The organism is Streptomyces sp. A18 (assembly GCF_059026065.1).
Window position 1 is genome coordinate 1 of the sequence record NZ_JBWLKL010000171.1, and the last position, 296, is coordinate 296.

General features: G+C 73.0%; 1 pseudogene. It reads left to right on the plus strand.

The annotated features are described in order from the left end of the window. Positions 1–296: pseudogene (locus AC5P1C_RS44015) on the plus strand (hypothetical protein); the annotation flags it as partial.

Consider the following 296-nt stretch of genomic DNA (forward strand, 5'->3'; position numbering starts at 1 on the left):
CGACGGAAGCCGCCACGGTCGCCGCCCCGGTCGTCACGCCGGTCATCGCGACGCGGAGCACCGGAGGTCGAGCGGTCGTCACGACGGAAGGGAGGACGGTCACCATCACGCCGATCGTCACGACGCGGGCCACCGGAGGTCGAGCGGTCATCGCGACGGAACGGAGGACGCCCACCGCCACTACGGTCATCGCGTCCGCGATAGCCGCCACGGTCACCGCCGCCACCACGGTTGTCATCGCGACGGAAGCCGCCACGGTCGCCGCCCCGGTCGTCACGCCGGTCATCGCGACGCGG